Annotated in this window: 20 protein-coding genes and 1 tRNA gene; 12 read left to right on the top strand and 9 right to left on the bottom strand. The window is 65.7% G+C overall.

The genetic code is table 11. The annotated features are described in order from the left end of the window. Nucleotides 1-113 precede the first annotated feature (113 nt). Together Q2T94_RS02540 and Q2T94_RS02535 are read left to right on the top strand one after the other, a co-directional pair. Entirely contained in the window at nt 114-1,778 is a 1,665-nt protein-coding gene (locus tag Q2T94_RS02540) for a hypothetical protein (RefSeq protein WP_302262752.1), read from the top strand. After that, nucleotides 1,775-2,188: a hypothetical protein gene (locus Q2T94_RS02535; protein ID WP_302262751.1), complete on the top strand. Its 414-nt coding sequence runs from the start codon at nt 1,775-1,777 to the stop codon at nt 2,186-2,188. The genes Q2T94_RS02540 and Q2T94_RS02535 overlap by 4 nt, the downstream gene beginning before the upstream one ends. Nucleotides 2,189-2,364: 176 nt before the next feature. Here the strand turns inward: Q2T94_RS02535 and Q2T94_RS02530 are convergent, their stop codons facing one another. Further along, nucleotides 2,365-3,033 carry a TetR/AcrR family transcriptional regulator gene (locus Q2T94_RS02530; RefSeq protein WP_264268218.1) on the bottom strand — a complete coding sequence of 223 codons (669 nt, stop codon included), beginning with the start codon at nt 3,031-3,033 and terminating at the stop codon, nt 2,365-2,367. Nucleotides 3,034-3,186: 153 nt separating this feature from the next. Between Q2T94_RS02530 and Q2T94_RS02525 the strand changes: the two genes are divergently transcribed. From Q2T94_RS02525 to sufU, 7 genes are all read left to right on the top strand, one after another. Continuing rightward, a tRNA-Gln gene (locus Q2T94_RS02525) sits at nt 3,187-3,258 on the top strand. A gap of 98 nt (nt 3,259-3,356) precedes the next feature. Further along, a complete protein-coding gene (glmU, locus tag Q2T94_RS02520; protein WP_302262750.1) occupies nt 3,357-4,829 on the top strand; it encodes a bifunctional UDP-N-acetylglucosamine diphosphorylase/glucosamine-1-phosphate N-acetyltransferase GlmU in 1,473 nt (490 codons plus the stop codon). Between the two features lie 46 nt (nt 4,830-4,875). After that, nucleotides 4,876-5,856: a ribose-phosphate diphosphokinase gene (locus Q2T94_RS02515; protein ID WP_264268216.1), complete on the top strand. Its 981-nt coding sequence runs from the start codon at nt 4,876-4,878 to the stop codon at nt 5,854-5,856. Nucleotides 5,857-6,160: 304 nt separating this feature from the next. Beyond that, nucleotides 6,161-6,736 (top strand): 50S ribosomal protein L25/general stress protein Ctc, encoded by a 576-nt coding sequence (locus Q2T94_RS02510; protein ID WP_264268215.1) that lies wholly within the window; start codon nt 6,161-6,163, stop codon nt 6,734-6,736. Between the two features lie 22 nt (nt 6,737-6,758). Then, complete coding sequence (gene pth, locus Q2T94_RS02505; protein ID WP_264268214.1) at nt 6,759-7,337, top strand: aminoacyl-tRNA hydrolase; 579 nt, start codon at nt 6,759-6,761, stop codon at nt 7,335-7,337. A gap of 302 nt (nt 7,338-7,639) precedes the next feature. Continuing rightward, a complete protein-coding gene (locus tag Q2T94_RS02500) occupies nt 7,640-8,983 on the top strand; it encodes a SufS family cysteine desulfurase (RefSeq protein ID WP_302262749.1) in 1,344 nt (447 codons plus the stop codon). Next, on the top strand, nt 8,980-9,429 hold the full coding sequence (sufU, locus tag Q2T94_RS02495) for a Fe-S cluster assembly sulfur transfer protein SufU (RefSeq protein ID WP_264268212.1): 450 nt from the start codon (nt 8,980-8,982) through the stop codon (nt 9,427-9,429). The genes Q2T94_RS02500 and sufU overlap by 4 nt, the downstream gene beginning before the upstream one ends. A 93-nt stretch (nt 9,430-9,522) precedes the next feature. Here the strand turns inward: sufU and nhaA are convergent, their stop codons facing one another. Further along, entirely contained in the window at nt 9,523-10,875 is a 1,353-nt protein-coding gene (nhaA, locus tag Q2T94_RS02490; protein ID WP_264268211.1) for a Na+/H+ antiporter NhaA, read from the bottom strand. 274 nt (nt 10,876-11,149) lie between these two features. Further along, nucleotides 11,150-11,647 carry a DUF2505 domain-containing protein gene (locus Q2T94_RS02485; RefSeq protein WP_264268210.1) on the bottom strand — a complete coding sequence of 166 codons (498 nt, stop codon included), beginning with the start codon at nt 11,645-11,647 and terminating at the stop codon, nt 11,150-11,152. 171 nt (nt 11,648-11,818) lie between these two features. On the opposite strand from Q2T94_RS02485, the gene mfd reads away from it, so the two are divergent. Beyond that, a complete protein-coding gene (mfd, locus tag Q2T94_RS02480) occupies nt 11,819-15,433 on the top strand; it encodes a transcription-repair coupling factor (RefSeq protein ID WP_302262748.1) in 3,615 nt (1,204 codons plus the stop codon). Between the two features lie 80 nt (nt 15,434-15,513). Here mfd and Q2T94_RS02475 read toward each other — a convergent pair whose 3' ends face one another. From Q2T94_RS02475 to Q2T94_RS02455, 5 genes are all read right to left on the bottom strand, one after another. Then, nucleotides 15,514-15,951 (bottom strand): universal stress protein, encoded by a 438-nt coding sequence (locus Q2T94_RS02475; protein ID WP_302262747.1) that lies wholly within the window; start codon nt 15,949-15,951, stop codon nt 15,514-15,516. A 276-nt stretch (nt 15,952-16,227) separates the two neighbouring features. Further along, on the bottom strand, nt 16,228-16,476 hold the full coding sequence (locus Q2T94_RS02470; protein WP_372342843.1) for a hypothetical protein: 249 nt from the start codon (nt 16,474-16,476) through the stop codon (nt 16,228-16,230). A 52-nt stretch (nt 16,477-16,528) separates the two neighbouring features. Beyond that, the gene (gene deoC, locus Q2T94_RS02465) at nt 16,529-17,206 is read right to left on the bottom strand and encodes a deoxyribose-phosphate aldolase (protein ID WP_264268207.1); all 678 of its coding nucleotides are present in this window, start codon (nt 17,204-17,206) and stop codon (nt 16,529-16,531) included. An 89-nt stretch (nt 17,207-17,295) separates the two neighbouring features. Next, nucleotides 17,296-19,038, bottom strand: coding sequence for a phospho-sugar mutase (locus Q2T94_RS02460; protein ID WP_302262746.1), 1,743 nt, complete (start codon nt 19,036-19,038; stop codon nt 17,296-17,298). Between the two features lie 56 nt (nt 19,039-19,094). Beyond that, nucleotides 19,095-19,934 (bottom strand): purine-nucleoside phosphorylase, encoded by an 840-nt coding sequence (locus Q2T94_RS02455; RefSeq protein WP_264268604.1) that lies wholly within the window; start codon nt 19,932-19,934, stop codon nt 19,095-19,097. Nucleotides 19,935-20,081: 147 nt separating this feature from the next. Between Q2T94_RS02455 and Q2T94_RS02450 the strand changes: the two genes are divergently transcribed. Together Q2T94_RS02450 and Q2T94_RS02445 are read left to right on the top strand one after the other, a co-directional pair. After that, on the top strand, nt 20,082-21,488 hold the full coding sequence (locus tag Q2T94_RS02450) for an NAD(P)H-quinone dehydrogenase (protein WP_264268205.1): 1,407 nt from the start codon (nt 20,082-20,084) through the stop codon (nt 21,486-21,488). Nucleotides 21,489-21,788: 300 nt separating this feature from the next. Continuing rightward, complete coding sequence (locus Q2T94_RS02445) at nt 21,789-23,186, top strand: MFS transporter (RefSeq protein WP_264268204.1); 1,398 nt, start codon at nt 21,789-21,791, stop codon at nt 23,184-23,186. A gap of 64 nt (nt 23,187-23,250) precedes the next feature. Here Q2T94_RS02445 and Q2T94_RS02440 read toward each other — a convergent pair whose 3' ends face one another. After that, nucleotides 23,251-23,787, bottom strand: coding sequence for a DinB family protein (locus Q2T94_RS02440; protein WP_264268203.1), 537 nt, complete (start codon nt 23,785-23,787; stop codon nt 23,251-23,253). Nucleotides 23,788-23,926 lie beyond the last annotated feature (139 nt).

The following is a 23,926-nucleotide window of genomic DNA, read 5'->3' as shown; positions in this document are numbered from 1 at the left end:
GCCGTCATGGGTCGAATATCCACGGCGAGGTCCCGGCAACACCGCCGGCAGCCCCTGGCACCGGGAGTGCCACGCACATGAGAAGCATTGCGTTGAGCTTGGCGATTCCCCTCGTGGCCGTGGCACTCTGGGCCTGGAGCTTCAGCGGTGCGGAGCCCCGTGACATGGGCGTCCTGGGGTTGCTGAGCCTGTTCACTCCCGTGACGGCGTTTGCCTTGGCGCTTCTCCTTGGAGGCTTCCTGGCCAGCCTGTACAAGGGTCTGCCAAGCTGGGTGCTCGGTATCTTCCTGGTCACCTACATCGTGTTGATCCACGGCACACCGGCGGTTTTATACGGCACCCTTCGCTATTCGTGGGCCTATAAACACGTTGGCATCGTCGAGTACATCCAGCGGCACGGATCGGTAGACACCACCCTTGACGCGGGGCAAATCTACCAAAACTGGCCGGGGTTCTTTGCCGGCGGCGCCCTTCTCACTGACCTCTCCGGGCAATCCGACGTGCTCCAAATTGCCTCCTGGGCCCCCGTGGTCTTCAACCTGTCCACCGTGATCGTATTGCGCTACGTCTTCAGGGGCCTTACACGGAACCGCACGTTGATCTGGCTGGGCCTGATGTTCTTCCTGCTCATCAACTGGGTGGGGCAGGATTACTTCTCCCCGCAGGCCGTCGGCTTGATCCTCTATTTGGCCATGGTCGGGCTGATGCTCAGGCCGATGTCACATGTGGCCATGATTGGTCCGTTTGCCGTGATCGTCGCCGCGGTTGCCCTCACCCATCAGATCACGCCCCTGATGATGCTGATGGCGGTTGTTGCGTTGACTGCACTACGACGCACCAATGCGTGGCAACTGCCGATCGTTGCGCTGACGGTCATAGCCGGGTGGGCCTTTACCGGGGCCTTGGACTACACACTTCCCAACTTGCGGGAGCTAGTCTCGGAATTCGGCAATGTCGTGGACAACGCAGACCAGACCCTCGAAAAGGCGAATGCCATCACGGGCACGGCACTGCTTGTGGTTTGGGGCGGCCGGTCCACCGTTGCCATCGCCGGCCTGTTGTCGGTCTTCGGCATTTGGTCGAACCGGAACAAGCAAGGCACTTGGCACCGCTGGGACGGCATGGGGGCGCGCGGCATCGCCGCGATCCTCATGCTGCTGCCCGGAATCTTGGTGTTGACCACTGGCTTCGGTGGAGAGGTGCTGTTCCGGGCGTTCCTGTTCGCTTCGCCGTTCATTGCCATACTCGCCGCCGAAACGTGTCTCCCGCGCGACGGCCAGGGCTTTCCCTTGCGAAGCCTCGTGTCTGCCGGTGTTGTCATCGCACTGGTCACTCCGGGGTTTCTGCTCGGCTATTACGGCAAGGAACAGCAGAACTACTTTCCCCCTGAAGAGGTTGAAGCCTCGAGCTGGGTATACACGCATGCGGCGCCCGGCTCCTTGCTCGTTGAAGGGAGCCCAAACTATCCGGCGCGTTTCATCGACTATGAGAAGTTCACATATGTGCCGTTGGACCGTGAACCGGAAGAATCGATTCGCGGGTTGCTGTCGGACCCTGCCGTCAGGCTTTCCGCATGGCTCGTCGACAGCAAATACACCGAAGGATACGTGTTGATTACCCGGGGCCAAAAAATTGCCGTCAACGCCGAGCAGTCCATGCCGGAAGGGAGCCTGGAACGGATCGAGGAGGAATTGCGGCAATCCGACAGATTTGAGATTGCCTATGAGACGACCGACGCCACCGTTTTCAGGCTTTCGGACGTGGGCAGGAACCAATGAGTGCCCTGCGCATCATTGGCACCGGGCCCGTCGTCATCGTGGTGACGATTATCTACATTGTGCTCTTGCTTGAAGTGGAAGCAGTCCGTTTGATCAGTGCCGTGGTTTTCTCTCTCTTCGTGCCGGGCTACGGGTGGGCTCTGCGGATGCGTCCGGGGGACGGGGGTGACACCTTGGCCATGGCCCTGGTCTTGAGCTTGTGCGCCACAACCTTTGTGGCGACGGCAATGGCCGTTGCAGGTTGGTGGTCACCCGTTGCCGGATTTATCAGCCTTCTTCTCATGGGTGCCGCGGGCTTTGTCCGTCTCCGCCGTGACGCGGGGGGCCGCGGGATTCGGGCGTTCCACGTGTCGCTGGGGGTTGCCGAACCCCGGGCACATGGAATCCACCGCCTCGGGGACAGCGATTAAGCGGTACTGATTCCTTACGGAGCGAAACTGCGCGCCCGAACGGGCAACAGATCCAGTGGAGTGCCAGGCGGGGAGCAACAAGTCCTGAACCATCCAGAAGTGCAGTCAGGGCCAACGATGCAGGCCTGCCCGACCACCACCGCTGGCAGGAATGTCACCTGGAGAATCCGGTCCGACTACTCCGCCGGCGGAACCTCGGCTGTCGGGGACTGCCGGGCCTGCTGGTCTTGGAGCGCAGGATCCTTGCGCAGGCCGGTCAACCCGTACCAAGCCAGGTTCACCACATGGGCGGCAACCGTGCGCTTGTCGGGGTGCCGGGCATCCAGCCACCACTGCGCGGTCATGGCGACCATACCCACGAGCATCTGCGCGTAGATGGATCCGTCCTCGGCGCTGAACCCGCGGCGTGAAAACTCGTCGGCCAGGATGTGCTCGACCTGCTCGGTCACCTTGGTCAGCAGGGTGGAATACGTGCCCTCGGGCTGGGACGGCGGGGCATCGCGAACCAGGATGCGGAATCCTTCGGTGCAGTCCTCTATGTAGGTCAAGATCGCGAGCGCTGCTTTCTCCAGCAACACCCGTGAGGAGTCGTCACCGGAGAGTGATTCCGTGATCCGCGACAGCAACTCCCGGTATTCGTTCGTGACCACTTCCATATAGAGAGCTTCCTTGGAACCAAAGTGCTCATAGACGATGGGCTTGGACACACCCGCAGCGCGGGCGATTTCTTCGATCGTGGTTCCGTCTACGCCCCGCAAGGAGAATAGCTGGCGTGAGATATCGATCAGCTGAAGCCGGCGTTGGACTCCGGTCATTCGCGTGCGCGGGCGTGCGGTGGGGCTCATAAGCAACATGGTAAGCACAGGAATGACATAAACCATGCCTAGTCACGGTGGTGTGAACAAAGGATGAACGCGCCGACGTCGTTCAAGTCGCATCGATGCCTACAGTCGTGGCAGAATAGTTCACTGTGCCGGTGAGGCAAGCTCAACGCACATTCCGCCCTGGTGTAATGGCAGCACCCCAGCCTTTGGAGCTGTGGAGTATAGGTTCGAATCCTATGGGCGGAACTCATCAATCATTGAAAATCCCGGTGTTTCGCCGGGATAGAATGATGAGGCCTGGCCCGGCCGGTCCGGCTAGCCAATGTAGCAGGGGAGTACCAATCTTGAGCGTTCACGCCAACGCACCAGCCGCTGTCATCGTTCTCGCCGCAGGCGCAGGAACCCGGATGAAATCGGCAAAACCCAAGATCCTGCATGAAATCGGCGGTCGCTCAATGGTGGGGCACGCCCTTGCCGCAGCTGAGGGGCTCGACCCCGAAACGCTGGTGGCGGTGGTCCGATTTGAACGCGAACGCGTTGTCGAGCACCTCCTGCAGGTCAAGCCGAACGTCGTCATCGCCGACCAGGATGAAATCCCGGGCACCGGACGAGCCGTGCAACTGGGCCTCGAAAAGCTGGACCCGGCATTGGAAGGCACGATCGTGGTCACGTACGGCGACGTCCCGTTGCTGACCACCGAGCTGTTGTCCGAGCTGGTTGCCACCCACGACCGCGAAGGCAATGCCGTCACGGTGCTTACCGCACTGCTGGAAGATGCCACCGGATACGGCCGCATCCTGCGTGCAGAGGACGGAACGGTGACCGGCATCCGCGAACACAAGGATGCAAGCGACGAAGAACGCGCAATCCGAGAGGTCAACTCCGGAATCTACGCATTTGACGCCGAGGTCCTGCGTTCGGCATTGGCCGAGGTCACGACCGACAACGCGCAGGGCGAGATGTATCTCACCGATGTGCTGGGCATCGCCCGGTCCACGGGGGGACGCGTCGCGGCCGTCGTCACGGAGGACGCCTGGCAGGTCGAGGGCGCCAACGACCGGGTCCAACTGGCCGCATTGGGCAAGGAAATGAACCGCCGCATCCTCGAAAAGTGGATGCGCGCAGGCGTCAGCATCATCGACCCGGAAACCACCTGGATCGATGTCGAGGTGGCACTTTCCAACGACGTGACCATCAAGCCGGGCACCCAGCTGCATGGAAGCACCGCCGTGGGAACCGATGCGGTCATCGGCCCTGACGCCACCCTGACCAACACCCAGGTCGGGCGCGGCGCCAAGATCGTCCGCTCGGACGTCACCGAGTCCATCATTGCCGATGGCTCATCGGTCGGCCCCTTCGCCTACCTGCGCCCCAAGACCAATCTCGGCCCCGACGCCAAGATCGGAGCCTTCTACGAGACCAAGAACATTGTCGTCGGCCGTGGCTCAAAGCTCTCGCACCTGGGCTACGCCGGGGACGCCGAAATCGGTGAATACACCAACATCGGCTGTGGCAACATCACCGCCAACTACGATGGCGTCAACAAGCACCGCACCGTCATCGGCTCGCACGTGCGCACCGCCTCCAACACCGTGTTTGTCGCACCCGTGAGCATCGGTGACGGCGCATACACAGGTGCGGGCGCCATCGTGCGCAAAAACGTTCCGGCGGGGGCCCTTGCCCTGACCGTGGCACCGCAACGAAATACCGAGGGCTGGACGATGTCCAAGCGTCCCGGTTCCCCCGCCGCGGAAGCCGCATTCAAGTCCGCACTGGATTCCGGCGTGACCGCGGAATCCGCGGACCAGGCCAAGTAACCCTCCACATCATTTCCGATCCCCGTCTGAGCGAGAAAGCGATCCCATGAGCGAACTGAGCCATAACGTCGATAAGAAGCTGGTGCTGGCTTCCGGGCGTGCCCACCCCGAGCTTGCCGAAGAGGTGGCAGCGGCCCTTGGGACCGAACTGCTTCCGATGAGTGCCTACGACTTCGCCAACGGCGAGATCTATGTACGCTCCGGCGAATCGGTGCGAGGCAAGGATGTCTTTGTCATCCAGGCCCACCCGGCACCGCTGAACAACTGGCTCATGGAACAGCTGATCATGGTTGACTCCATGAAGCGCGCCTCGGCCCGGCGGGTCACCGTCGTGGCCCCGTTCTACCCATACGCCCGACAGGACAAGAAGGGCCGTGGCCGCGAGCCGATCTCGGCTCGACTGGTTGCCGACATGTTCAAAGTGGCAGGTGCCGACCGCATCATGAGCGTTGACCTGCACACCGCGCAGATCCAGGGCTTCTTTGACGGCCCGGTCGACCACCTCTTCGCCATCCCGTTGCTGGCCGACCACATCCGCAATGTTGTCGGGGACGACCCGGTCACCGTGGTTTCCCCCGACACCGGTCGCGTCCGCGTGGCCGAACAGTGGGCAGAACGCCTCGGCGGGGCTCCGCTGGCCTTCGTGCACAAGTCCCGCGACCTGACGGTCCCGAACCAGGCCGTTTCCAAGACCGTCGTCGGCCAGGTCGCGGGCCGCACCTGTGTCTTGATCGACGACATGATCGACACCGGGGGAACCATTGCCGGCGCCGTGAAGGTGCTGAAGGACGCCGGTGCCAAGGACGTCATCATCGCCGCCACGCATGCCGTGTTCTCCGACCCGGCCGCGCAGCGCCTGGCCGAGTCCGGTGCACGCGAGGTCGTGGTGACCAACACCCTGCCGATTCCGGAATCCAAGCGCTTCGAAACCTTGACGGTGCTTTCGATCGCCCCCTTGTTGGCACGGGCCATCAAGGAAGTCTTCGAAGACGGCTCGGTCACCAGCCTTTTTGACGGCGACGCCTAGGAACCCGTCCCGCGGGACATCGGCTTGATGCCGGACCCCGATGCGCCTCCCACTTGGGAGCCGCGTCGGGGTCCGCTTCCGTTAAGGGTCCAGTCCTGGATCTTGCACGATTTCCCCGGATGCCCGCGCCCTGCTAAAATATCTACTTGTGCCCAGGCGAGGGAACCCCATGCAAATGGGGGTCCGTTATCGACGAGGCTAGAAACGCACTACGCGTCCTTCTCCTTTGCAGGAATCGGATGATGATGCTTCTAGGCCCGAGCGGGGCAGGAACCAATTAATCATCTTCCACAAGGAGAACACCATGAGCAACATCATCACCCTCGACGGCGAACTGCGCACCGACTTCGGCAAGGGCGCCGCACGCCAGGCCCGCCGCGCCGGCAAGATCCCTGCAGTGATCTACGGCCACGGCACCGATCCGGTCCGCGTCCTGCTGCCGGCCGCCGCCACCACCCTTGCAGTCCGTGGCTCCAACGCCCTGCTGAACATCTCGGTTGAGGGCGAAGACACCGTCACCCTGGTGAAGGACATCCAGCGCCACGCCCTTCGCCAGACCGTTGACCACCTTGACCTCCTGATCGTCAAGAAGGGCGAAAAGGTCATCGTCGAGGTTTCCGTCCAGATCCAGGGTGAACTCACCGCCGGTTCGACCCTGTCCCTGGACCACGCGGTCATCGCCGTCGAAGCCGAGGCAGTCGCCCTTCCGGAGCACGTTGTTGCCAACGTCTCCGGCCTGACCGCGGGAACCCAGATCCTCGCATCGGACCTGATCCTGCCGGAGGGCACCGCCCTGGCCATCGAAGGCAGCGTCGTCGTTGCTACGATCGATGCCGCAGTTTCGGAAGCAGACGAGGAATCGGCAGCTTCCGCCGAGTAATTATCTCGATATTGGTTGTCGCATGACTAGCGAAACCTGGCTCGTAGCCGGGCTCGGAAACCCCGGGCCCGGCTACGCGCATAACAGGCACAATGTTGGCCAGATGGCCGTCGACGAACTTGCCGCGCGCATCGGCGGAAAGTTCAAGACCCACAGCTCCCGGGCGCAAATCCTCGAGGGACGCATGGGCATTGGCGGGCCCAGACTCGTTCTGGCGAAGCCGATGACCTATATGAACCTCTCGGGTGGACCCGTGGCCAATCTGGCAAAGTTCTTTGGCATCGATCCCGCACACGTCATTGCCGTGCACGACGAGATCGATATTCCCTTCGACACCGTGAAGCTCAAGCTCGGGGGTGGCGAAGGCGGCCACAACGGGCTGCGAGACATTTCCAAGGCCCTGGGCACCAAGGACTATTTGCGGGTGCGAGTGGGCGTGGGGAGGCCTCCCGGTCGCATGGAGACAGCGGATTACGTGCTCAAGGACTTCTCGAAGGACGAAAAGAAGTCCCTGCCGTTCCTGACCGATGCGGCGGCCGACGCCGTGGAGGAACTGGTGAATCACGGACTGGAATCGGCGCTGCGCAAATTCCACGACTAGTTCCGGGATCCGTGGCGCTTCACAGCGAAGCCGTCCGGTCGCCGATTGACGTGCCATTATTGGTCCCAGGAACAAGAGGGGCCGATTGGGGGTGGCCCCCTGAGGCCGGGGACCACCCCCAATCGGCTGCCGGCGACTTTTTTGGGCCAAATTCCGGGCCGGGGACACATTGGTAAGGGTTGACTTATGTGCCATGAAGGCCTGAACGTGGGAGAATTAGCGAAGCAAATGATGCCGTAATCACGATCGTCCCACGGAACCAGCCGCACAGTGCGGCGCACAGCCGTTGCGGCGAAGGCGGCATGAAACGAACTTCGGAGGATCCCAACGTGTCCAGTGCATTGCCCACGACGCAAGATACCCTTCCCAAGGCCTTGGATGACATTGAAGTCTCGCGGCTGCGGGCAGACTTCCCCATCTTGGGTCGCAACGTCAACGGAGTGCCGCTGACGTATTTGGATTCCGGGGCCACCTCGCAAAAGCCCAGCTGCGTTTACGAGGCCGAACAGCACTACTACGAGAACTTCAATGCCGCAGTCCACCGCGGTGCCCACTCCCTGGCCGTCGAGGCCACGGACATCTTTGAGCAGGCCCGCACCGACGTGGCGCGCTTCATCGGGGCCAAGGACAACGAAGTGGTGTGGACTTCGAACGCCACCGAGGCGCTGAACCTCATCACCTACTCCTTTGGCAATGCCAGTGCGGGCCTCGGGGGAGATGCAGCCCGTGCCTTCGCACTCGGAGCAGGGGACGAAATCGTCGTCACCGAGCTCGAACACCATGCCAACCTGATTCCCTGGCAGGAGCTGGCGCTGCGTACCGGCGCCACCCTTAAGTACATTCCCGTCGACGAATCAGGCGCCCTGCGCATGGACCTCGCCGGCTCGATCATTACCCCCGCCACCAAGGTGGTGGCCTTCACGCACGTCTCCAACGTCCTGGGCACCGTGACCGATGTTGCGGCACTGGTGGCGCTGGCCCGCAATGTCGGCGCACTGACGGTCCTCGATGGCTGCCAGTCGGTCCCGCACCTGCCCGTGGACGTCAAGGCCCTCGACGTGGACTTCATGGCGTTCTCCGGACACAAGATGCTCGGCCCCACCGGCATCGGTGGACTCTATGGACGGGCCGGACTGCTTGATGCCATGCCGCCCTTCCTCACCGGCGGATCCATGATCACCTCGGTGACGATGGAGAAGGCCGAGTACCTCCCGGCCCCCATGCGCTTCGAAGCCGGAACCCAGAGGATTTCGCAGGTCCACGCCCTGGCCACCGCCGTCGCATACCTGCGTGAAGTGGGCATGGACCGCATCGCTGCATGGGAAGAGAACCTGGGTGAGCGGATGCTCACCGGCCTGGACGGTATCCCGGGGGTGCGCGTGTTGGGCCCTGCCCAGGGCGCGGCACGCATCGGCACCGCCCCCTTCGTCATCGAAGGCGTGCACCCGCACGACGTGGGCCAGTTCCTGGATTCGCGCGGCATCGCCGTGCGCGTGGGCCACCACTGCGCCCAACCACTGCACCGGGCACTGGGCGTTGTCTCCAGCACCCGGGCAAGCACCTACCTCTACAACACCACCAGCGACGTCGACGCCCTGCTCAATGCGGTGTCGGACGTGCGCGGATATTTCGGAGTCGGCAAGTGAACGATCTGGACCAGCTGTACCAACAAATCATCCTGGACCATGCCAAGGCCAGGCACGGCGCCGGGTTGCTCGAGGCTCCGGAAGGGGTGGCCCACGGCGAATCGATGCAACACAACCCCGTGTGTGGCGACCACATCCAGCTGCGTGTCCAGCTTGAGGGAAGCATCGTGAAAAATGTTTCCTGGGAAGGCGACGGCTGCTCGATCTCCATGGCCTCGGCTTCGGTGCTCAGTGAATTGGCCACCGGGATCGAGCGCGACGAATTCATGTCCATCCTTGAGGAATTCCGCGAACTCATGCGCTCGCGGGGCAGTCGGGCCGGGGACGAGGAAATCCTGGGTGACGGCGCAGCGTTTGCCGGCGTCTCCAAGTTCCCCGCCCGGGTCAAGTGCGCCATGCTGTCGTGGGTTGCCGCCGAGGCCGCCTTGCTGGCGGCCAACCAGTAGCTCGCACTTCACTTAAGCCGAAAGAGCCGGATTGGCTGCCCCTGGAAATTTCCGCGGGCAGCAATCCGGCTCTATCTGTATGCGGTGATTCTTCTAGCCGAGGTTTTCCGGCTTCTGGAAGATGTCCGGTATGCCGTCCTTGTCTTCGTCCCTGGCGGCTCGCTCGTTGACCAGGCGGTAGCGGCGATCGCGCGGCCGCAGCCAAATCGTGCCCAGGATGGCGGCCAACAGCGAAGCGGTCAGGATCGCGACCTTGGCGTGGTCATAGTGCGGCGACGCCAGGCCGAAGGACAGCTCGGAGACCAGGAGCGACACGGTGAACCCGATGCCGGCCAGGAACGTCACGCCCAGCAGGTCGCCCCACTTGGTGTCCGGATCAAGGTTCGCCTTGGACGATCTGGTAACCAGCCAGGTGGCGCCCATGATGCCGATGGGCTTGCCGAAGACCAAGCCGAAGACGATGCCCCAGAGCACCGGGTCGCCCAGTGCCGAGGCGAATCCCTCAGCGCCGCCCACTGCCACGCCGGCGGAGAAGAATGCGAATACCGGCACGCAGAAGCCGCTGGAGAGCGGGCGGAAGCGGTGCTCGAGCTGCTCGGCCAGGCCGGGCCTGTCGAGTTCGTCCTTGTTCTTGCGCAACACCGGGACGCAGAAGCCCAACACGACGCCGGCAATGGTCGAGTGGATTCCCGAGCCGAAGACCAGGGCCCACGTTGCGATGCCCAGCGGCAGCAGGATGACCCAGGGGGCCCACAGGTTCGCGGCAAAGAATTTCGGCCACTGGTGCGTCACGAAGGTATAGAGGGCGATGGGGGCCAGCGCCATCAGCAGGTAGGGCGGGTTCAGATCCTCGGTGAAGACGAAGGCGATGATCACGATGGCAATCAGGTCATCGACGACCGCGAGGGTCAGCAGGAAGATGCGCAGGGGGGAGGGCAGGTTCGAACCGATGACGGCCAGCACCGCAACGGCGAAGGCGATGTCGGTGGCGGTGGGAATGGCCCAGCCGCGCAGGGTTTCCCCGCCGGTGGACGCATTCAGGGCGACAAAGATCAGCGCCGGGACCAGCACGCCGCCAAAGGCCGCGGTCACCGGGACGATGGCGCGCTTCATGTCGCGCAAATCGCCAGCGACAAACTCCTTCTTCAGCTCAAGGCCCACGAGGAAAAAGAACACCGCAAGCAGTCCGTCGGCGGCCCAGTGGCCGAGGGACAGGTTCAGGTCGATGCCGAAGATCTCGAAACCGAAGTGGAAGTCACGAAGTGCGAAGTAGCTGTCCGATGCCGGTGAGTTGGCCCAGATGAGCGCAACGACGGCGCCAATGATCAGGACGAGTCCGCCGACGGTTTCCCTGCGCAGGATTTCCCCGATGCGCAGGTGTTCGGTATAGCTTCCCGGACCGAAAACCGTCTTTGGTTTCGGCGATGGCGTGGGGGATTGGCTCATGGTTCTTCTTCAATTCTTTCGGGGACGCTGAAGTTATCGCCGACCAGACTTCCCGGCACACCAGAGACAACACTATCGCCTAAGGGTGTCCCAGTGCACATCCGGCAGCCTCAGGAGACCAATGGACGCTTCATCTTGGGGCGCGTGGAGGTGCCCTGCGGCGGCAGCCTGCCCGAAAGACAAAGACCGGCGCGTGGCTGCCCAAGGTGGTCAGCAACGCGCCGGTCATTGTGCCAAGGTCCGGCACCCGCCGCGGCGGGCGAAGCCTCGGTATTTAGCCGCGTTCGATCCAGGCGGACACCTTGGCGCCCTGCAGCGAGAGTGCCTTGGAGATAAACGGCTCGGCGGCCGAGGCGATCTTTCCGCCCACGAACGGAATGGAGGAGGACACAGTGGCCTCCACGCCCAGGGCCGATCCCGCTTCGGTGGCCCGCAGGGATTCGGTGCCGGCCACCGATACCGGCAGGGAACCGACGGTGAGCTTCAGTGTTGCTTCCCGCGATCCGTCGGCGGCCGGTGCCGACCAGGACTCGACCTGGGTGACCTCGACCGTCTGGCCCACGAATTTCCGGGCCATTTCCGGGGCGCGGTCGGTCGGCAGGGTGCGGACGGTGGTCAGGGTGAAGGCCGCGGCGGTGTCGCCGGAAATATCGAAGCTCTTGAGCGATCCGCCGACCAGTCCGGTCAGGTGCTCGGCGAAGTCGCGGTCGGCCAGTGTGGCGATGACGGCGTCGGGGGCGTGTGTCAGGTCTGTGGTGGCGTTAAGGGCCATGGGGCAAAACTCCGTAAAATAGATTGGCCGAACCAATATTGATACAACCCCACCAGCGTACCGGGCTTGCCTGCCCGCGGCGGTACGCTTGAATGGCGCACCCCGGGACCCGGCATGGATCTCGGGTACTTGTGTTGTGCGCGCATCAGTCTTCGGAAAGGACCCCAGCCGATGGCGCTTCACGGCCTGCGCACCGCATTGCGAACCGACACCTCCTTTTCCCGCGTCAGATCCAATGCCGCCACCGGGTACGCCGCCCGCGCCAACGAGCTGGAGATCGCCGCCCCTTCCGGGATGCGAGCGGTCATCACCGCGGAAACCGTCGAGGCGCTGCGCTCGAAGGTCGCCGACGGGCTGGTGCTGGCGGTGACAGCCACCGGCCGCGAGACCGAGGAGCTGGTTGCCGCCCTGCACAGCTACCTCCCCGAGGCTGCCGTGGCGGAATTCCCCTCCTGGGAAACGCTGCCCCACGAGCGGCTCTCCCCGCGCTCGGACACCGTGGGCAGGCGCCTGGATGTGCTGCGCCGGCTGGAGACCAAGGACCCGACGCTTCAGGTGGTCGTGGCCCCGATCCGCGCCGTCATCCAGCCCCTGGTCGCCGGCCTGGGCAAGTTGGAGCCGGTCCACCTGCAGGTGGGCGACGAATACGAGTTCTCCGCCGTGGTCAGGGCGCTGGCCGATGCCGCCTATGCGCGCGTTGACATGGTCACCCACCGTGGCGAGTTCGCGGTGCGCGGCGGCATCCTTGACGTCTTCCCGCCCACGCTGAACCACCCGGTGCGCATCGACTTCTTCGGCGACGAGATCGAGGCCATGCGCTTCTTCTCCATCGCCGACCAGCGGTCGCTGGAGCACGAGGCACCCACCCGGATCCAGGCCCCGCCCTGCCGCGAACTGCTGATCACCCCATCGGTGATGTCGCGGGCGGCCAAGCTGCAGTCCCAGATGCCCGCGGCGAGGGACATGCTCGCCAAGATCGCCGGCGGCCTGGCGGTGGAGGGCATGGAATCCCTGGCCCCGCTGCTGGTCGATGCCATGGTGCCGCTGCTCTCGGCGCTGCCGGCCGAGTCCATCGCCCTGGTCATGGAACCGGAACGGGTCCGCGCCCGGGCCCACGACCTGGAGGCGACCAACGCCGAGTTCCTGGCCGCCGCCTGGGCCACCGCCTCCGACGGCGGGGCCGCACCCCTTGACCTGTCCCAGGCGCAGGCGCAGGCCGCCGCGGCCGAGCTGGAGGCCGGGAACTTCACCTCGCTGGCCACCACCCGCAGCGACGCGCAGGCCGCCAAGGTCTCCTGGTGGTCGGTGACCTCGCTGGGCACCGACGCCGAACTGCTGCCCGAGGCCGACTCGATCCGCATCAATGCCCGCGAGCCGCGCGGCTACCAGGGAGACGTCGCCGAGATGCTCGGATTCATTTCCGGGCGCATCAAGGACGACTGGTCGATCGTGGTGGCAACCGACGGTCCCGGCCCCGCCCAGCGCCTGGCCGAGCTCTTCCACGACGCCGACATTCCCACCCACCGCATCGCTTCGCTCGACGAGGCGCCCACCCCCGGGCTCATCGAGATCACCACCGCGCAGGCCGGGCGCGGCTTTGCGCTCGATTCCCTGAAGCTCGGCTTCCTCACCGAGGCGGACCTCCTGGGCCGCTCCAGCGCCTACGCCCCGAGCGGGGCCAAGCGGCTGGCCGCCAAGCGGCGCAACGCGGTGGACCCGATGACCCTCGCCGAGGGCGACTTCGTCGTGCACGAGCAACACGGCATCGCCAGATTCGTTGAACTGATCGCCCGCAAGGTCGCCGGCGGGGCCGACGCCAAGCGCGAGTACCTGGTCCTGGAGTACGCTCCGGCCAAGCGCGGCGCGCCGGGTGACAAGCTCTTCGTGCCCACCGACCAGCTGGACCAGGTCACCCGGTACGTCGGCGGCGAGGCCCCGACGCTGTCCAAGATGGGCGGCTCGGACTGGGCCGGCACCAAGTCCCGGGCGCGCAAGGCCGTCAAGGAGATCGCCGGGGACCTGATTCGGCTCTACTCCGCCCGCATGGCCTCCCGCGGCCACGCCTTCGGAACCGACACCCCCTGGCAGGCGGAGCTGGAGGAGGCCTTCGCCTACGTGGAGACCCCGGATCAGCTGACCACCATCAACGAGGTCAAGGCCGACATGGAGCGCGAGATCCCGATGGACCGGCTGGTCTCCGGGGACGTGGGCTTCGGCAAGACCGAGATCGCGGTGCGCGCCGCGTTCAAGGCCGTGCAGGACTCCAAGCAGGTCGCGGTGCTGGTTCCCACCACGCTGCTGGCCTCCCAGCACCAGCAAACCTTCACCGAGCGCTACTCCGGCTTCCCGGTGCGGGTGAAGACGCTCTCGCGCTTCCAGACCGCGAAGGAGTCCAAGGACATCATCGAGGGGCTGAAGAACGGCACCGTGGACGTGGTCATCGGCACCCACCGGCTGCTCTCCGACACGGTCCAGTTCAGGGACCTGGGCCTGGTGATCGTCGACGAGGAGCAGCGCTTCGGCGTCGAGCACAAGGAACAGCTCAAGAAGATGCGCACCAACGTGGACGTGCTGTCCATGTCCGCCACCCCCATCCCGCGCACCCTGGAGATGTCCCTGACCGGCATCCGCGAGACCTCCACGCTGGCCACCCCGCCGGAGGAGCGCCACCCGGTGCTCACCTATGTGGGCCCGCGCACCGACAAGCAGATCTCCGCCGCCATCCGCCGCGAGCTGATGCGCGACGGGCAGGTGTTCTTCGTCCACAACCGCGTCTCCTCCATCGACAAGATCGCCGCCGAACTGCGCGAACTGGTCCCCGAGGCCCGCGTCGAGGTGGCCCACGGCAAGATGAGCGAGTCCCGGCTGGAGAAGATCATCCAGGACTTCTGGGAGAAGAAGTTCGACGTGCTGGTCTCCACCACCATCATCGAGACCGGCCTGGACATCTCCAACGCCAACACGCTGATCGTGGACCGGGCGGACAACTACGGCCTGTCCCAGCTGCACCAGCTGCGCGGGCGCGTGGGCCGCGGCCGGGAGCGGGCGTATGCCTACTTCCTGTGGAATGCGGAGAAGCCGCTGGGCGAGGTTGCGCTGGAGCGGCTCAAGGCCGTGGCCGCGCACAACGAACTGGGCTCGGGCTACCAGCTGGCCATGAAGGACCTGGAGATCCGCGGGGCAGGCAACCTGCTCGGCGGGGAACAGTCCGGACACATCGCCGGGGTCGGCTTCGACTTGTACCTGCGCCTGGTGGGCGAGGCGGTGGCCGACTTCAAGGGCGAGGCCGACGAGAAGACCGCGGAGATGAAGATCGAGCTGCCGGTCAACGCGCACCTGCCGCACGACTACGTGCCGGGGGAGCGATTGCGCCTGGAGGCCTACCGGAAGATCGCCGCCGCCACCGACTTCGCGGCGCTCGAGGATGTCCTGGCCGAGCTGGTGGACCGCTACGGGCAGCCGCCGGCGCCGGTGGTGAACCTCTTGGAGGTCGCCCGGATCCGCATCCGCGCCCGCGCGCTGGGACTAACGGACGTGGCGATGATGGGCAACATGATCAAGTTCGCCCCGGCCGCCATCGCCGACCTGCCGGATTCGCGCCAGCTGCGCCTGGCCCGGATGTACAAGGGCGCGGCCGACAAGCCGGCGCTGGGCGCCATCGTGATCCCCAAGCCGCAGACCTCCGCCATTGGGGGACGGGACCTGGTGGACGAGCAGATCCTGGAATGGGTCTCCGGGGTGCTGTCCAATATCTTCGAGGTTGAGGCGCTGCGCGCCAAGGCGTAGCCGGCGCGAAACAACGGGAGGCCGGGTTCCTGCCCGCCGATGGGGGGTAGGGAACCCGGCCTGCGTGTGTTCGCCCGCCGTTAGGCGGAGGCGGATTCCCCATGGTGGATCAGCACCGGGCACTTGGCGTGCGCAGCCAGTGAGCTGGACACCGAACCCATGACCATGCCCTTGAAGCCGCCGCGTCCGCGCGTGCCCAGTACGAGCATCGCCGCGTCCCGGGAAGCCTCGATGAGGTTGGGAGTCGCCGGTCCCATGACCACCTTGCGCTCCAGGTTTGCCGGGACGTCCTGGCCGAAGGCCTCTTCGATGGACTTCTCCAGCGAGTCGCGGGCGTCCTGCTCGGGTGCCCAAGCGGGAGTGTAGTCCTCCAGTGCAATGCGCGGAAGCCAGGAGGAGAATGCCACCAGGCCGTGGCCCAAGGGTGCTGCCAAGGTGGCGGCGTAGCGCAGGGCGCTAATCGATTGCGGTGACCCGTCAACGCCGACGATGATGGTGCCGTGTGGAGAGTTGTCCATGGTGAAGCGCTCGATTCTCAGTCGGGGGAACGAATCCCTTGCGGGATCCGCTGACCTCATCCTACATGCGGCAAATCCTAATTTTCTACACTCTGTAGAAAATTCAGCGTTGCGCTCCGCGCCCCCTGCCCTCGCGTAGGGTCCTTGGCGGAACCGGCGCGGAAGCGGCATGCAAAAGGGGAGGCGGGCACCGCGTGCAACACGGGTCCGCGGTGTGCGGACGAGCGGTGCTGCGCGGTGGCTGCCTCCCCCTGAAGCGGGAAACGCCGAAGGCGGTTAGTCCTGCTGCGAGGACGTCTTCGCCGGGTCGCGGTCGGACATGCCCAGGATGTGCTGCGGGATGCCGAAGGCCAACATGGCCAGCACCAGGCAGGCAATGCCCGGGAGCCAGGCGTTGTCCAGCGACCAGAACGAGAGCGAGTAGATGGCCCCGACAAACAGGACGAAGAACACCACCAAGGCGATGACGTTCCCGGCCATGTGGCCCTGGCCCGAGTGGGCTACATTCTTGCCGTTCGAGTACACAGCGAATCTCCTAAAATGATCTGGGGTTTCAATGCGCGTGCGGGATACGAGATCAGTAGCCCTCGGCGCCTTGTTCACCCTCCACAATAGCAACTCCGGAGCTGGAACCAAGACGTGTGGCGCCGGCGGCGATCATTGCGTGCGCGGTTTCCAGCGAACGCACCCCGCCGGAGGCCTTTACGCCCAGGTCCGGACCCACGGTGGCGCGCATCAGCGCGACGTCCGCGACAGTCGCCCCGCCGCCGGCAAAACCGGTCGAGGTCTTCACGAAGTCGGCCCCCGCGCGCACCGAGGCGCGGCAGGCCAGGACCTTCTCGTCGTCGCTGAGCAGCGCAGTTTCGATGATGACCTTCAGGATCGCCCCGCCGTCGTGCACGGCCTGCGCGACGGCGGAGATGTCGGCCACCAGCGCCTCTTCGTCCCCTGCCTTGGCTGCGGCGATGTCAATGACCATGTCGACCTCGTTCGCACCGTCGGCCACCACCGTCTTCGCCTCAAAGACCTTGGACGCCGTCGGGGTGGCGCCGAAGGGGAAACCGATGACCGAGCACGTCAGCACTCCGGAACCCGCCAGTGCCTCGCTCACCGTGGCCACCCAGATGGGGTTCACGCAGACGGACTTGAACGAGTGCTTCACTGCCTCGGCGCAAATGCGGGCGATGTCGGTGGCCGCGGCGTCGGGGTTCAGGATGGTGTGGTCGATGTACGAGGCGATGTTCTGGGTGCTCATGGCGATGTTCTGTGGCTCCTGGTCGTGGTGCGGATGAAAAGACGGGTGTGTCGGAGGGACGCTACCGGCGAGGTGGCCGCCGGTCGCGGCTACGGGTTCAGCAGGCCGGCGAGTTCGAGCTTGATGGCCTCGAGACGCGCGTTGCCGGCGGCGCGTGCTGCCGGCAGGTCGGCCGGCGAGGCCACCGAGGCGATGACCTCAAGGTAGCACTTGAGCTTGGGCTCGGTGCCTGAGGGGCGCACGATGACCCGGGTGCCGGCCTCGGTGGCGAAGAGCAGTCCATCGGTGGGCGGCAGGTTGGCACCGAGGGAAAGGTCCTCGAACCCGGTGACGGCCTCCGAACCCAGGCTCGCAGGCGGGGCCGAACGCAGCGAGTGCATCATGGTGTCCAGCAAGCCCAGATCGGCCACGCGCACCGAGAGCTGGTCGGTCTGGTGCAGCCCGTGGGCCAACGCCAGCGCATCGAGCACCTCCGGCAGCGAGGACCCGGCGGCCTTGAGCTCGGCGGCGTAGTCGGCGAGCATCAGCGCGGCGGACATCCCGTCCTTGTCGCGCACCAGCGACGGGGCAACGCAATAGCCCAGCGCCTCCTCATAGCCGAAGGCCAGGTCCGGGACACGGGAAATCCACTTGAATCCGGTCAGCGTGTATTCATGCGCCAGCGAATGCGCGGCGGCGATGGAGGCGAGCATGCGCGAGGAGACGATGGAATTGGCCAGCACCGCGGTGTCGGCGGCCGTGGCGGCGCAGCGGTCGCCCAGCAGCCACCCGACCTCGTCCCCGCGCAGCATCCGCCAGCCGGTGTCGGGGAACTTCACCGCGGCTGCGCACCTGTCTGCGTCCGGGTCGTTGGCGATGACCAGGTCGGCGCCGGTGTCAGTGGCCAGCGCCAGGGCCAGGTCAAGGGCACCTGGCTCCTCCGGGTTCGGGAAGGCCACCGTGGGGAAGTCCGGATCCGGTGCTGCCTGCTCGGCCACCAGGCGCACCCGGGAAAAGCCGGCGCGACCCAGCGCCTGGGCCATGGTGTGCCCGCCGACCCCGTGCATCGGGGTCAGCACGATGCGCAGGTTTTCCCGCGCGGCGGTGATTGCGTCGCCGCCGTTCCCGTCCGTGGCCGGGACGACGCCGGCGATGGCCTGAAGGTACCTGCCCTCGATGTCCCCGGGTTCCCCGGCGCCTGGCAGCACGCCCCAGCCGCCCTCGGCAAGCGCGATCGAGGCGATGGGCTCGTCGTTGTCGATCCGAGCGGCGATCCGTGCATCCACGGGGCTGACGATCTGCGCGCCCTGGCCCCACCCGCTTTCGGCGCGGCCGCCCAGGTAGACCTTGTAGCCGTTGTCCGCCGGCGGGTTGTGGCTGGCGGTCACCATGATTCCTGCCTCCGCACCGAGCGCGCGCACGGCGTAGGCCAGCACCGGGGTGGGCAGGGCTGAGGGCAGCAGCTGCACCTCGATGCCCGCGGCGGTGAGCACCGCGGCGGATTCGCGGGCAAAGACATCAGAGTTGTGCCTGGCGTCAAAGCCGATGACCGCCAGCGGCGTGTAGGCTCCGGCGGCGGCATCGAGCAGGAAACGTCCGATGCCGGCGGCGGTGCGGCGCACGACCATCGAGTTCATGCGGTTCGGGCCAGGTCCCAGCTCGGCACGCAGCCCCGCCGTCCCGAAGGCCAGGAAGGCGGCAAACCTGTCGGCCAGGTCGGCTGCTGCGCCCGCATCCCCGGGGGCGGCGGCGCACAGCTCGCGCAGCGCGGCGGCCGTCACGGGATCCGGGTCCTGGGTGGCCCAGGCCGCGGCGCGCTCGAGCAAATCGGCGTCGATCTGGTGGGTGCTCATCTGCTGTGGGGATCCTTCTGCTGTGCCGGGGCGGGGGGAGTGCGTGGGCGGGGGAACTAGAGCTTGGCGACGATGTCCGCCAGCAGCGCCGAAATCCGCGGGCCGGCGGCCTGGCCGGCCTCGATGACCTCTTCGTGGCTGAGCGCTGTCGCCGAGATGCCGGCGGCCAGGTTGGTGACCAGCGAGATGCCGAAGACCTCCATGCCGGCGTGGCGCGCGGCAATGGCCTCCAGTGCGGTGGACATGCCCACCAGGTCCGCGCCGATCACCTTGGCGTACTGCACCTCGGAGGGGGTCTCGTAGTGCGGGCCGGTGAACTGTGCGTACACGCCCTCGTCCAGCGACGCGTCCACCTCGCGGGCCAGAGCCCGGATGCGCGATGAGTACAGGTCGGTGAGGTCGACGAACGTCGCCCCCTCCAGCGGGGACGTGGCGGTGAGGTTGATGTGGTCCTTGATCAGCACCGGGGTGCCCGGCACCCAATCCGGGTTCAGTCCGCCGCAGCCGTTGGTCAGCACCAGCGTCTTGGCGCCGGCGGCGGCGGCGGTGCGCACCCCGTGGACCACGGCGCGCACGCCCTTGCCTTCGTAGAAGTGGGTGCGGGCGCCGAGCACCAGCACGCGCTTGCCGGTGGCGGTGAGCACCGAGGAAATGGTGCCGACGTGCCCCGGGACCGCGGCGGCGTGGAAGCCAGGCAGTTCGGTGGCGTCAATGCGGTGGGTGCGCTCGCCGATCAGGTCCGCAGCCTCGCCCCAGCCGGAGCCAAGCACCAGGGCGATGTCGTGGTTCGGGACGCCGGTCAGTTCGGCGATCTTGGCGGCGGCGGCATTGGCCAGGTCAAAGGGGGAGGATTCGTTGTCGATCACGGGGTTAAACCTACCGGCGGAACCCTGCATTGTCAGGTGGAGCTCGGAATGCAGCAGGCGGCGCCGCCGGATGCAGGCAGTTCGGGCTGTCGATGCCGACATCGGACGCTTTTGCCGGGGCCTTCGCCCGCGTGTGCGGTGTGCACTTGTCACCCGGGTAGGGAAGAATGGGTGATCGTGAGTGCACAACGCGATTTCAGTTCCCCCAGGTTGGTAATTCTCGGCGGAGGCCCCGGTGGCTACGAGGCCGCGATGGTCGGCGCCCATCTCGGCGCGCAGGTGACCATCGTCGAACGCGCGGGCATGGGCGGTTCCGCCGTGCTGACCGACGTGGTCCCCTCCAAAACCCTGGTGGCCACGGCCGATGCGATGCGCCGGGTCATCGGCGCGCGCGAATTCGGCGTCGAGGTCGGGGAGGCCGGCACCGAGGCGGTGGCAGATCTCTCCATCATGAATGCGCGCCTGCTGGAACTTGCCCGGGAACAGTCTTCCGACATCCATGTGGGCCTCGAGCGCGCCGGCGTGCGCGTGGTCATTGGCGAGGGCCGGCTGCTTGACGCCTCCACCGTGGAGGTCGTCCGCGCCGACGGCAGCACCGAAAACATCCCCGCCGACGCCCTGCTGATTTCCGTCGGTGCCCACCCGCGCGAACTGCCCACCGCGATTCCCGACGGCGAACGCATCTTCAACTGGACCCAGGTCTACAACCTGAAGGAAATCCCCGAACACCTGATCGTCATCGGTTCCGGTGTCACCGGTGCCGAGTTCGCCTCCGCCTACAACCTGTTGGGCACCAAGGTCACCTTGGTCTCCTCACGCGACCGCGTGCTGCCGGGCGAGGATGCCGACGCAGCAGAGGTCCTCGAGGAGGCCTTCAAGAAGAACGGCGTCAACGTGGTGGCCAAGTCCCGCGCCGAGGCCGTGGAACGCGTGGGCGACACCGTGAAGGTTACCCTGGGCGATGGCCAGGTCATCGAGGGCAGCCACTGCCTGGTGGCAGTCGGATCGATCCCCAACACCGCCGGAATCGGCCTGGAGGAAGCGGGCATCAAGCTCACCGAATCCGGCCACATCCAGGTTGATGGCGTCTCGCGCACCACCGCCACCAACGTGTACGCCGCAGGCGACTGCACCGGCGTCTTCGCGCTGGCATCGGTCTCGGCCATGCAGGGACGCATTGCCATGGCGCACCTGTTGGGCGACTCGGTGAAGCCGCTGAAGCTCACCGAGGTTTCCTCGAACATCTTCACCTCGCCGGAGATCGCCACCGTCGGGGTCACCGAGCGCATGGTCGCCGAGGGCAAGTACCAGGCGGACATCATCAAGCTGGACCTCGCGACCAACGCGCGGGCCAAGATGATGAACGTGAACCAGGGCTTTGTGAAGATCATTTCGCGCCGCGGCTCCGGCACGATCATCGGCGGTGTCGTGGTTGCCCCGCGTGCCTCCGAACTGATCTTCCCCATCGCCCTGGCGGTGCACAACAAGCTGCACGTCGATGACATGGCGGAGACCTTCTCGGTCTACCCCTCGCTTTCGGGCTCGATTTCCGAGGCGGCGCGCCGCCTGCACGTCCACCTCTAGGTCAAAGGCGCACGAACGCGGCGCCCAACAAGGTGCCCTTCGAACGGCCGCCGCCCCCCGGGGGTGGCGGCCGTTCGCCGTGGTGAGGCCCGGGCGCCGTGCGATCCGCGAGAAGGGCCGGCTACCGGACCCTGGCGCAAATTCGAGGGAATTGAACGCTTCGAAAGCGGGGATCACCTGGGATTGCTGTGGCGTGTATTACAGTTGTCCAAATAGTGGAAGGACTGTCCAAAAGGTGGACGTCCCTCATAAGCTTGTCACTTAGTAACTTATGGCACCCCACCAAGAGAATAACGAGTCATGTCCAACAAGACCACGGTCGTTGCACCGAAAGAAAACACACGCGGACGCGTGCTGTTTGCCAGCCTCATCGGCACCACCATCGAATTCTTTGATTTCTACGCCTATGCCACGGCATCGGTGTTGGTTTTCCCGGCGCTTTTCTTCCCGAACGCGTCGAACGTCAACGCGATCCTGTCTTCGTTCGCGATCTTCGGCGTGGCCTTCGTGGCCCGCCCGGTGGGCTCGGTGCTCTTCGGGCACTTCGGCGACAAGATCGGTCGCAAGGGCACCCTGGTGGCCTCGCTGCTCCTGATGGGCATTGCCACCTTCCTGATCGGTTTCCTGCCGCCGGCCCAGGGCAACTTCGTGGTGCTGGCACCGCTGATGCTGGTGCTGCTGCGCTTCGCCCAGGGTCTGGCCCTGGGCGGCGAGTGGTCGGGTGCCGCGCTGCTGGCCACCGAAAACGCGCCGGCGAACAAGCGCGCCATCTACGGAACGTTCCCGCAGCTCGGCGCCCCCATCGGATTCATCATCGCCAACCTGATGTTCGTGGGCCTGCAACTGGGCCTGTCCACCGAACAGTTCATGTCCTGGGGCTGGCGCGTGCCGTTCATCCTCTCGGCCGTCATGGTGGCCGTGGGACTCTGGGTCCGCCTGAAGCTGGTCGAGTCCGTGGCCTTCACCAAGGTCGTGGACCAGAAGAAGGTCGCGAAGTCCCCGTTCAAGACCACCATGAAGTACCACTGGCGTCCGGTGCTCGCCGGCACGTTCATCATGCTGGCCACCTACGTGCTCTTCTACCTGATGACCGCCTTCACGCTGACCTACGGCACCGCCCCGGCCACCGTTGAGGCGGCCCGCGCCGCGGCCGAGGCCAAGGGCAAGGTCTTTGACGCCGCCGCCGAGGCAGCATTTGTCCCGGGCCTGGGCATTGCCCGTCCGGAATTCCTCACGATGCTCATCATCGGCGTGGTCTTCTTCGGCATCTTCACGCTGGTCTCCGGCCCGCTGGCCGAAAAGCTGGGCCGCCGCAAGTTCCTGATCTACGTCACCAGCGGCATCTTCATCTTCGGTCTGGCCTGGACCCTGATGTTTGGCCCCGGCAAGGCGGCAGCCATGGTCGGCCTGGTCCTCGGCTTCACGTTGATGGGTGCGACCTTCGGCCCGATGGCCGCCTACCTGCCGGAGCTCTTCCCCTCCAACGTGCGGTACACCGGTTCGGCAGTCGCCTACAACATGTCCTCGGTGATCGGCGCGGCCCCGGCCTCGTTCGTCGCCATCGCCCTGTGGCAGTTCGGCGGAGGCAACACCGTCTGGGTTGGCGTCTACCTGGCCCTCGGCGCGGTGCTGACGCTGATCGCCCTGTTCCTGACCAAGGACACCAAGGACGTCGATTTCGAGAACAACGTCTCCTAGTTTCCACCCTGTCACACTGCCCGCCTTCCCCACGGACGGCGGGCAGCGTGCGTTAACGCCGGGGTTACTCGCCCACGGTCCCGTCGAGGCATTCGCGCAGCAGGTCCGCGTGTCCGTTGTGCCGGGAGTACTCCTCGATGAGGTGCACCAGGATCCAGCGCACAGACACCATCCCGTGGTGCCCGGCCCCCACCGCACGCTCCAGCGGCTCCGAACCCAGTGCGGCATCGGCGAAGGCCGCCTCGGCCTTCCATGCGGCGAAGGACAGCTCCACCATCCGGTCATCGGGATGCGGGAAGTCGAAGTCGGTGTCGTTTCCGTCCGGGCGCCAGTACAGCGGCGGCGCCGGGTCGCCGGCCAGACACGTGCGGACCCAGAATCGTTCCACGTCGCCCAGGTGCCGCACCAGGCCCAGCAGGGACAGCCCGGAGGGCGGCACCGCGCGGGTTCCCAGCGCCGCCGCGGTGAGCCCCGCGCACTTGAGCTCCAGGGTGCGGCGCTGGTAGTCCAGGAACGCCAGCAGCGTCTCGCGCTCGCTGGCGCACGGTGGCGGGTCGGCGCGCGGGTCCGGTGCGGGCGCCGTCTTAATTTCTGCCGTCATGGCCACCAGCCTACGACCCGTCACCCGTTCCTAGGCGAAGGACAGCTCGGATGCCCGCCCGGATGACCGCCCGGATGCCCGTTCGGATGCCCGCCCGGATGACCGGCGGGAACCCGGAGCCACCGCGTCGGCCCAAGAA

This window comes from Paeniglutamicibacter sulfureus (assembly GCF_030512175.1).
Lineage (GTDB): Bacteria > Actinomycetota > Actinomycetes > Actinomycetales > Micrococcaceae > Paeniglutamicibacter > Paeniglutamicibacter sulfureus.
Note: the sequence above shows the minus strand (reverse complement) of the source record. Positions and strands in the feature narration are given on the sequence as shown.

Coding starts and splice junctions, on each gene's coding strand:
- Q2T94_RS02535 (WP_302262751.1), top strand. CDS start 1,775: ATGAGTGCCCTGCGCATCATTGGCACCGGGCCCGTCGTCATCGTGGTG.
- Q2T94_RS02530 (WP_264268218.1), bottom strand. CDS start 3,033: ATGAGCCCCACCGCACGCCCGCGCACGCGAATGACCGGAGTCCAACGC.
- Q2T94_RS02515 (WP_264268216.1), top strand. CDS start 4,876: ATGAGCGAACTGAGCCATAACGTCGATAAGAAGCTGGTGCTGGCTTCC.
- Q2T94_RS02510 (WP_264268215.1), top strand. CDS start 6,161: ATGAGCAACATCATCACCCTCGACGGCGAACTGCGCACCGACTTCGGC.
- pth (WP_264268214.1), top strand. CDS start 6,759: ATGACTAGCGAAACCTGGCTCGTAGCCGGGCTCGGAAACCCCGGGCCC.
- Q2T94_RS02500 (WP_302262749.1), top strand. CDS start 7,640: ATGAAACGAACTTCGGAGGATCCCAACGTGTCCAGTGCATTGCCCACG.
- nhaA (WP_264268211.1), bottom strand. CDS start 10,875: ATGAGCCAATCCCCCACGCCATCGCCGAAACCAAAGACGGTTTTCGGT.
- Q2T94_RS02485 (WP_264268210.1), bottom strand. CDS start 11,647: ATGGCCCTTAACGCCACCACAGACCTGACACACGCCCCCGACGCCGTC.
- mfd (WP_302262748.1), top strand. CDS start 11,819: ATGGCGCTTCACGGCCTGCGCACCGCATTGCGAACCGACACCTCCTTT.
- Q2T94_RS02475 (WP_302262747.1), bottom strand. CDS start 15,951: ATGGACAACTCTCCACACGGCACCATCATCGTCGGCGTTGACGGGTCA.
- deoC (WP_264268207.1), bottom strand. CDS start 17,206: ATGAGCACCCAGAACATCGCCTCGTACATCGACCACACCATCCTGAAC.
- Q2T94_RS02460 (WP_302262746.1), bottom strand. CDS start 19,038: ATGAGCACCCACCAGATCGACGCCGATTTGCTCGAGCGCGCCGCGGCC.
- Q2T94_RS02455 (WP_264268604.1), bottom strand. CDS start 19,934: ATGCAGGGTTCCGCCGGTAGGTTTAACCCCGTGATCGACAACGAATCC.
- Q2T94_RS02445 (WP_264268204.1), top strand. CDS start 21,789: ATGTCCAACAAGACCACGGTCGTTGCACCGAAAGAAAACACACGCGGA.
- Q2T94_RS02440 (WP_264268203.1), bottom strand. CDS start 23,787: ATGACGGCAGAAATTAAGACGGCGCCCGCACCGGACCCGCGCGCCGAC.